We start from the raw sequence: 5948 nt of genomic DNA, 5'->3' as shown, positions 1-5948 counted from the left end.
GGGTAGGTTACCCACGCGTTACTCACCCGTCCGCCGCTCTTTACCTAAGTAAATCGCTCAACTTGCATGTGTTAGGCACGCCGCCAGCGTTCATCCTGAGCCAGGATCAAACTCTCAAATAAAAGTTCATCAGGCTCAGATACTATTATTATCAAAATATCTGGCTTTATGGTTTGTTTCTTGTTTATAAATTAACCTACTGTTTAATTTTCAAAGTTCTTTATGCTTTATGTGTTTATCCTTTTCTTGAGGACAAGTATTACTATACCAACTTTTTCTTTTAGAGTCAACAACTTTTTTAATATTTTTTATTTTTAAATGTTCCACTTATCTATACATTTATAATATTATCCACATTATAAACAGCTGGTTCATATTGTTTTAACTTATTACATTAAATATTATCCACATTATAAACATATTTATCCACAAATTACAAAGTTTAATATTTTTTTACAAAGATAGATATTACATAATTATGACTTATTTATCTAATTTGTATTATAGAATTTGTTTATATGTTAAATTAACACTTATGTATTTAGTTAAAACACCTATTTTAAATCTTTTATATTTTTTAGACTACTTAATATCAACATCTATAATCATAGATTAATAAACTTTCTAAATTACTTATCAGTATTTTATATATTTATCCAAATATTTATATTATAATAATTAAAAATTTTTCTAAGTCAATTGGATATTTGTTCCCTAGCAAAGAATCAATTAGATAATATCTGATATATCCTTTAGAAACCATATAAAACAACCTAAAATATAAAAGACTTAAGTTCAAATATACAATAAGTATTTTAGTTTAATTGTTATATTTTATATTATAAAAATTTGAAATATCGCATAAAAATAGACGAAAGTAAATATATCCTTATATTTACTCCCATCTACTTATCTGCTTATTCTGCTATAGATAAATCATCCTTCATATATTGTCCAACTAAAAATACTTTTTTATATTTCAAACTTTTTTGAACATCAATTATCCTTTGATTTGATGAACCTCTAAATTTTAAACTTATATCTTTTTTTTCAGCCATAAATTTGCCATCTACTAAAACATCAATTTGTTTTAGTAAATTTAAACTTTTAAAATATGTGCTATTTTTTTTATCTAACAGTTGTTCAAATGTAAACCCAGTATATGACCATACATCCAATCCATTTCTTTTAGCTTCTCTTGCTATTTCTTCTAATGGTTCTGGCTGTAAAAATGGTTCTCCTCCTGATAAGGTAATGCCCCTTTGTAATTTCAATGACTTTACCTTATTTATAATTTCTTCTGTATCCATATAAAATCCCCCACATAAATCATGTGTTTGAGGATTATGGCATTCTTTACAGTTATGAATACATCCTTGAGTCCATATTACCATTCTTAATCCTGGTCCATCAACTATACTGTCATAACTTATAGTAGATGACATTCTTATTTTCATAACTTATTCCCCCAAATAAAACTATCTATGTTTTACTCTATCTCTTACTTCTGCTTTTTTGGCATTATTAAATCGATCAACTGTACCAACTAAGTATCCTGTTATTCTTCTTATTCTTTCAAATTTGATATCACTTTCATCTTCATTTCTTCCACATACAGGACATATATTACTTGTTATTACACCTGAAAAGCCACATATTGGATCTCTATCTACAGGATGATTTATACTGCCATATCCTATACCCAAATCCTTCATAGCTTTTATAACAGTTTCAAAAGCTTCTAGATTGTCAGATGGATCTCCATCTAGCTCTACATATGTTATATGACCTGCATTAGTCAATTCATGGTATGGAGCTTCTACCTCAATTTTATCATATGCACTTATATTATAATAAACTGGTACATGGAATGAATTAGTATAATATTCTTTATCTGTAATACCTTTGATTTCTCCATAGACTTTTTTATCTATTTTGGTAAATCTACCTGAAAGACCTTCTGCTGGAGTACCCATTAAAGAAAAATTTAATTTGTATTTGTCTGTTGCTTCATCCATTTTATCTCTCATATGTGACACTATTTTTAATCCTAACTCTTGAGCTTCTTTACTTTCTCCATGATGTTTACCTATAAGAGCAATAAGGCACTCTGCTAAACCTATAAATCCAATTGTCAATGTTCCTTGTTTTATTACTTCTTTTAATGTATCTTCTGGTCCTAAATCATCAGAACCTTTCCATACGCTTTGCCCCATCAAGAATGGGAAGTTCTTCATCTTTTTATTTCCTTGAACCTCAAGACGCTCTAATAATTGTTCTATAATTAAGTTTATCTTCTCATCTAATTCTTCAAAAAAATCATCTAAATTAGCTTTTTCACTATTTACAATACCATGTTTTATACCCAATCTTGGTAAGTTTACTGTAGTGAAAGATATATTTCCTCTACCACTAACTGTTTCTGAACCACACACATTACTAAGTACTCTTGTTCTACAACCCATATATGTAGCTTCTGTATCTGGTTCACCTTTTTTATAATATTTTGCATTAAAAGGCGCATCTAAAAAACTAAAATTAGGGAATAGTCTTTTAGCTGATACTCTGCATGATAATTTAAATAAATCATAATTAGGATCTTCAGGATTTAAATTTATACCTTCTTTGACCTTAAATATTAAAATTGGAAAAATTGGTGTCTCTCCATTACCTAAACCTCTTTCTTGAGATAATAGAAGATTCTTAGTCACCATTCTTCCTTCTTCAGAAGTATCTGTTCCGAAGTTTACACTTGAGAATGGTACTTGTGCACCTGCTCTAGAATGCATTGTGTTTAGATTGTGTATAAATGCTTCCATAGATTGATATGTTTTTTTATCAGTTTCTCTATACGATTCTTCAAATGCAAAGTTTTGTATGTTATTTACAAATTCCTCATCTATATCAAAAGTCTCTATTAATTTCTCTTTTTCTAAGTTTAGATACAATTCATCTCTCTTAAGACCAACCTTTTGATTTGTTTCTTTTTCTGTATTATATACTATGTTCTTTATTGCATCATTATTTTCAATTCCTTTAAATAACTTCAACGCTTTAGCTAAATTTCCTATGTAGAATTTCTTAAATGTCTTATATACACCTTCAGCCAATCCATAATCGAAGAATGGTATACTTTGACCTCCATGTTGATCATTTTGATTGCTCTGTATAGCAATTGCAGCTAATGCTCCATAACTTATTATGTCTTGTGGTTCTCTTAAAAAACCATGTCCTGTTGAAAATCCACCATTAAATAGTTTTTTAACATCTATTTGACAGCAAGTTAATGTTCCCATATTTAAAAAGTCCATATCATGTATGTGTATATCTCCATTATCATGAGCAAAAGAATGTTCTGGTTTTAATATATGAGTCTTACAAAATTCTTTAGATACAGTACTTCCATATTGTAACATAGTTCCCATGGCTGTATTGCCATTAATATTTGCATTTTCTCTTTTTATATCAGCATCTTCTGCATCCTCAAAAGTAATTTCCTCTATTGCCTTCATCAATCTTGTTTTTGAATTTCTTATTCTACTTCTTTCAGTTCTGTATATTATATATTCTTCGCTAGTTTTTGCATGGCCAGTTTCTATAAGAACCTTAACTACAGAATCTTGAATATCTTCAACACTTGGAACTGATTCTGAGTATTTATGATTTAAAAATTTTATTACTTCTTGAGTTAATTGCTCAGATAATTTATAATCAGGTACTATTCCTTCCCTTTCTGCAACATTCGTCGCTGCTAAAAATATAGCTCTTGTTATTCTATCTTCATTAAATGGGATTACTCTTCCATCTCTTTTTTTTACGAATTCAACCAATTAAAAAAACCTCCTATTACTATATATTGTATTTTGTTAATCTACATACCACTATATGTAGTATATTAAGTCTAAAAAAATCCCCTTCAACTAAGTTAAAGGGATTATCTTAATAATTGCTATATTAAGATTACCAAATTTGTACATAATAGTCAAACTTACGCAAATCATTGCAAATACTATGTGGATATTTTGAACAGTAGCGTTTCTAACAACTCTAAGAGTCAAAAACTTTTTCTCTTTTTTTTACACTAATTTTAGGCAAAAACCATATATTTTTATATATATTAATGTATATATCTACAAATTTCCTTATGTAAATTCTTTGAAATTGTCGTATAATATAAATAATAATTTAAAAGGAGGCATTTTATGTTATCAAAAAGACTAAACTTTATAACACCATCCTACACAATAGGTATTAGTTCTAAAGTTAAAGAAATGGAAAATAACGGAATTAAAGTAATAAATCTTAGTATAGGAGAACCTGATTTTAATGTACCTAATAACGCAAAATCTTACGGTATTGATTCTTTAAATAAAGATTGCACTAAATATGATTTAGTTCCAGGATTAAAAATACTTAGAGAGGAAATATGTAAAAAACTTATTGAAGAAAATAATTGTAACTACTCAATAGACGAAATAGTTGTATCAAGTGGAGCAAAAAACTCAATAACAAATACTTTACTAGCTTTAACAGATGAAGGAGATGAAGTATTATTACCAAAACCTTATTGGGTTAGTTATCCTGAAATGGTTAAGTTGGTTAATGCTGTTCCAGTTTTCATTGATACGAAAAAAGAAAATGGATTCAAGTTAACAAAAGAAGAGCTTGAAAAATCTATAACAGATAAAACAAAACTTCTTGTAATAAACAACCCTTCAAATCCTACTGGTAGTGTTTATACAAAAGATGAATTAATAGAAATAGCAGATGTATGTATACAAAATAAAATATATATTTTAGCAGATGAAATATATGAAAAAATATGCTATGATAAAGAGTTTACATCAATTGCATCCTTAAGCAAAGAAGCTAAAGATATAACAATAACTATAAATGGTTTTTCTAAGTCAGCTGCAATGACTGGATTAAGATTAGGATATACTGCATCTAATAAAACGATTGCTAAAGCAATGAGTTCTATACAAGGACATCTCATATCTCACCCAAGTTTGACAGCACAATACATAGCATATGGAGCCTTAAAAGATTGCTCAACTGACATAGACAATATGGTTAAAACCTATAAATCTAGAAGAGATTTAATTAAATCAAAACTAGACTCTATAGAGAATGTAGGATACGTAAATCCAAATGGTGCATTCTATGCATTTATAGACCTTTCTAAAGTATCTGAGAAATTTGAATATAAAGATAGTTTTTCTATAGAATTCTGTAATCAGTTTTTAGAAGAATATAATGTTGCAGTTGTTCCTGGTATAGCATTTGGTATGGATAAATATATTCGTATATCTTATGCTTGCAGTGAAAATACTTTCTTATCTGGATTAGATAAATTAAAAGAATTTGTATATAAAATAATGGCATAATAAGAATTTAGATTAAATAGTGCTTGGATATAATGTATTAATAATAGTTAACATATCAAGTAAGTATATAAGATATATTCAATAACTTAATTAAAGTACTAAATAAAAAATAAAAGACTTACTGATTTTTAAATCTATAAGTCTTTTATTTTATCCATTAAAATATTAAACTAAACTACATAAGTTAAATTCTAAATTTATAATAACAAAAAAAATTACGTGGCTACGTCCTACTCTCCCAGGTAGTTTCCCACCAAGTACCATCAGCGCTAGAGAGCTTAACTTCTGTGTTCGGAATGGGAACAGGTGTATCCTCTCTGCTATTGTAACCACATAATCTTTATGCTTAATATTTCTATTAAGTTTTAGTAAGTTTTTAGAACCTAGTAATACTAGTTTCTTTAGAGTTAACACTCTAAAAACTACATATATACCTTAATTAATGAACATCAAATAAATATTGGTCAAGTCCTCGACCTATTAGTATCGATAAGCTAAATACATTGCTGCACTTACACCTTCGACCTATCAACCAGATAGTCTTTCTGGGGTCTTACCCTT

At 28.1% G+C, this 5948-nt stretch carries 3 protein-coding genes and 3 rRNA genes; 1 reads left to right on the top strand and 5 read right to left on the bottom strand.

Annotation, left to right across the window (positions count from 1 at the left end; genetic code table 11):
* The 3 genes from IR152_RS19400 to IR152_RS19390 all read right to left on the bottom strand — a co-directional run.
* A 16S ribosomal RNA gene (locus tag IR152_RS19400) occupies positions 1 to 122 on the bottom strand; the annotation flags it as partial.
* Between the two features lie 795 nt (positions 123 to 917).
* Positions 918 to 1457: an anaerobic ribonucleoside-triphosphate reductase activating protein gene (gene nrdG, locus IR152_RS19395; RefSeq protein ID WP_227453472.1), complete on the bottom strand. Its 540-nt coding sequence runs from the start codon at positions 1455 to 1457 to the stop codon at positions 918 to 920.
* A 21-nt stretch (positions 1458 to 1478) separates the two neighbouring features.
* A complete protein-coding gene (locus IR152_RS19390) occupies positions 1479 to 3830 on the bottom strand; it encodes an anaerobic ribonucleoside triphosphate reductase (RefSeq protein WP_227453471.1) in 2352 nt (783 codons plus the stop codon).
* 372 nt (positions 3831 to 4202) lie between these two features.
* On the opposite strand from IR152_RS19390, the gene IR152_RS19385 reads away from it, so the two are divergent.
* The gene (locus tag IR152_RS19385) at positions 4203 to 5387 is read left to right on the top strand and encodes a pyridoxal phosphate-dependent aminotransferase (protein ID WP_227453470.1); all 1185 of its coding nucleotides are present in this window, start codon (positions 4203 to 4205) and stop codon (positions 5385 to 5387) included.
* A gap of 217 nt (positions 5388 to 5604) precedes the next feature.
* Here the strand turns inward: IR152_RS19385 and rrf are convergent.
* Both rrf and IR152_RS19375 read right to left on the bottom strand, forming a co-directional pair.
* Positions 5605 to 5721 (bottom strand): 5S ribosomal RNA (gene rrf, locus IR152_RS19380).
* Between the two features lie 126 nt (positions 5722 to 5847).
* Positions 5848 to 5948: ribosomal RNA gene (locus IR152_RS19375) — 23S ribosomal RNA — on the bottom strand; the annotation flags it as partial.

Source organism: Clostridioides sp. ES-S-0108-01 (assembly GCF_020662285.1).
GTDB lineage: Bacteria > Bacillota > Clostridia > Peptostreptococcales > Peptostreptococcaceae > Clostridioides.
This window is presented reverse-complemented; position numbering and strand designations above follow the sequence as displayed.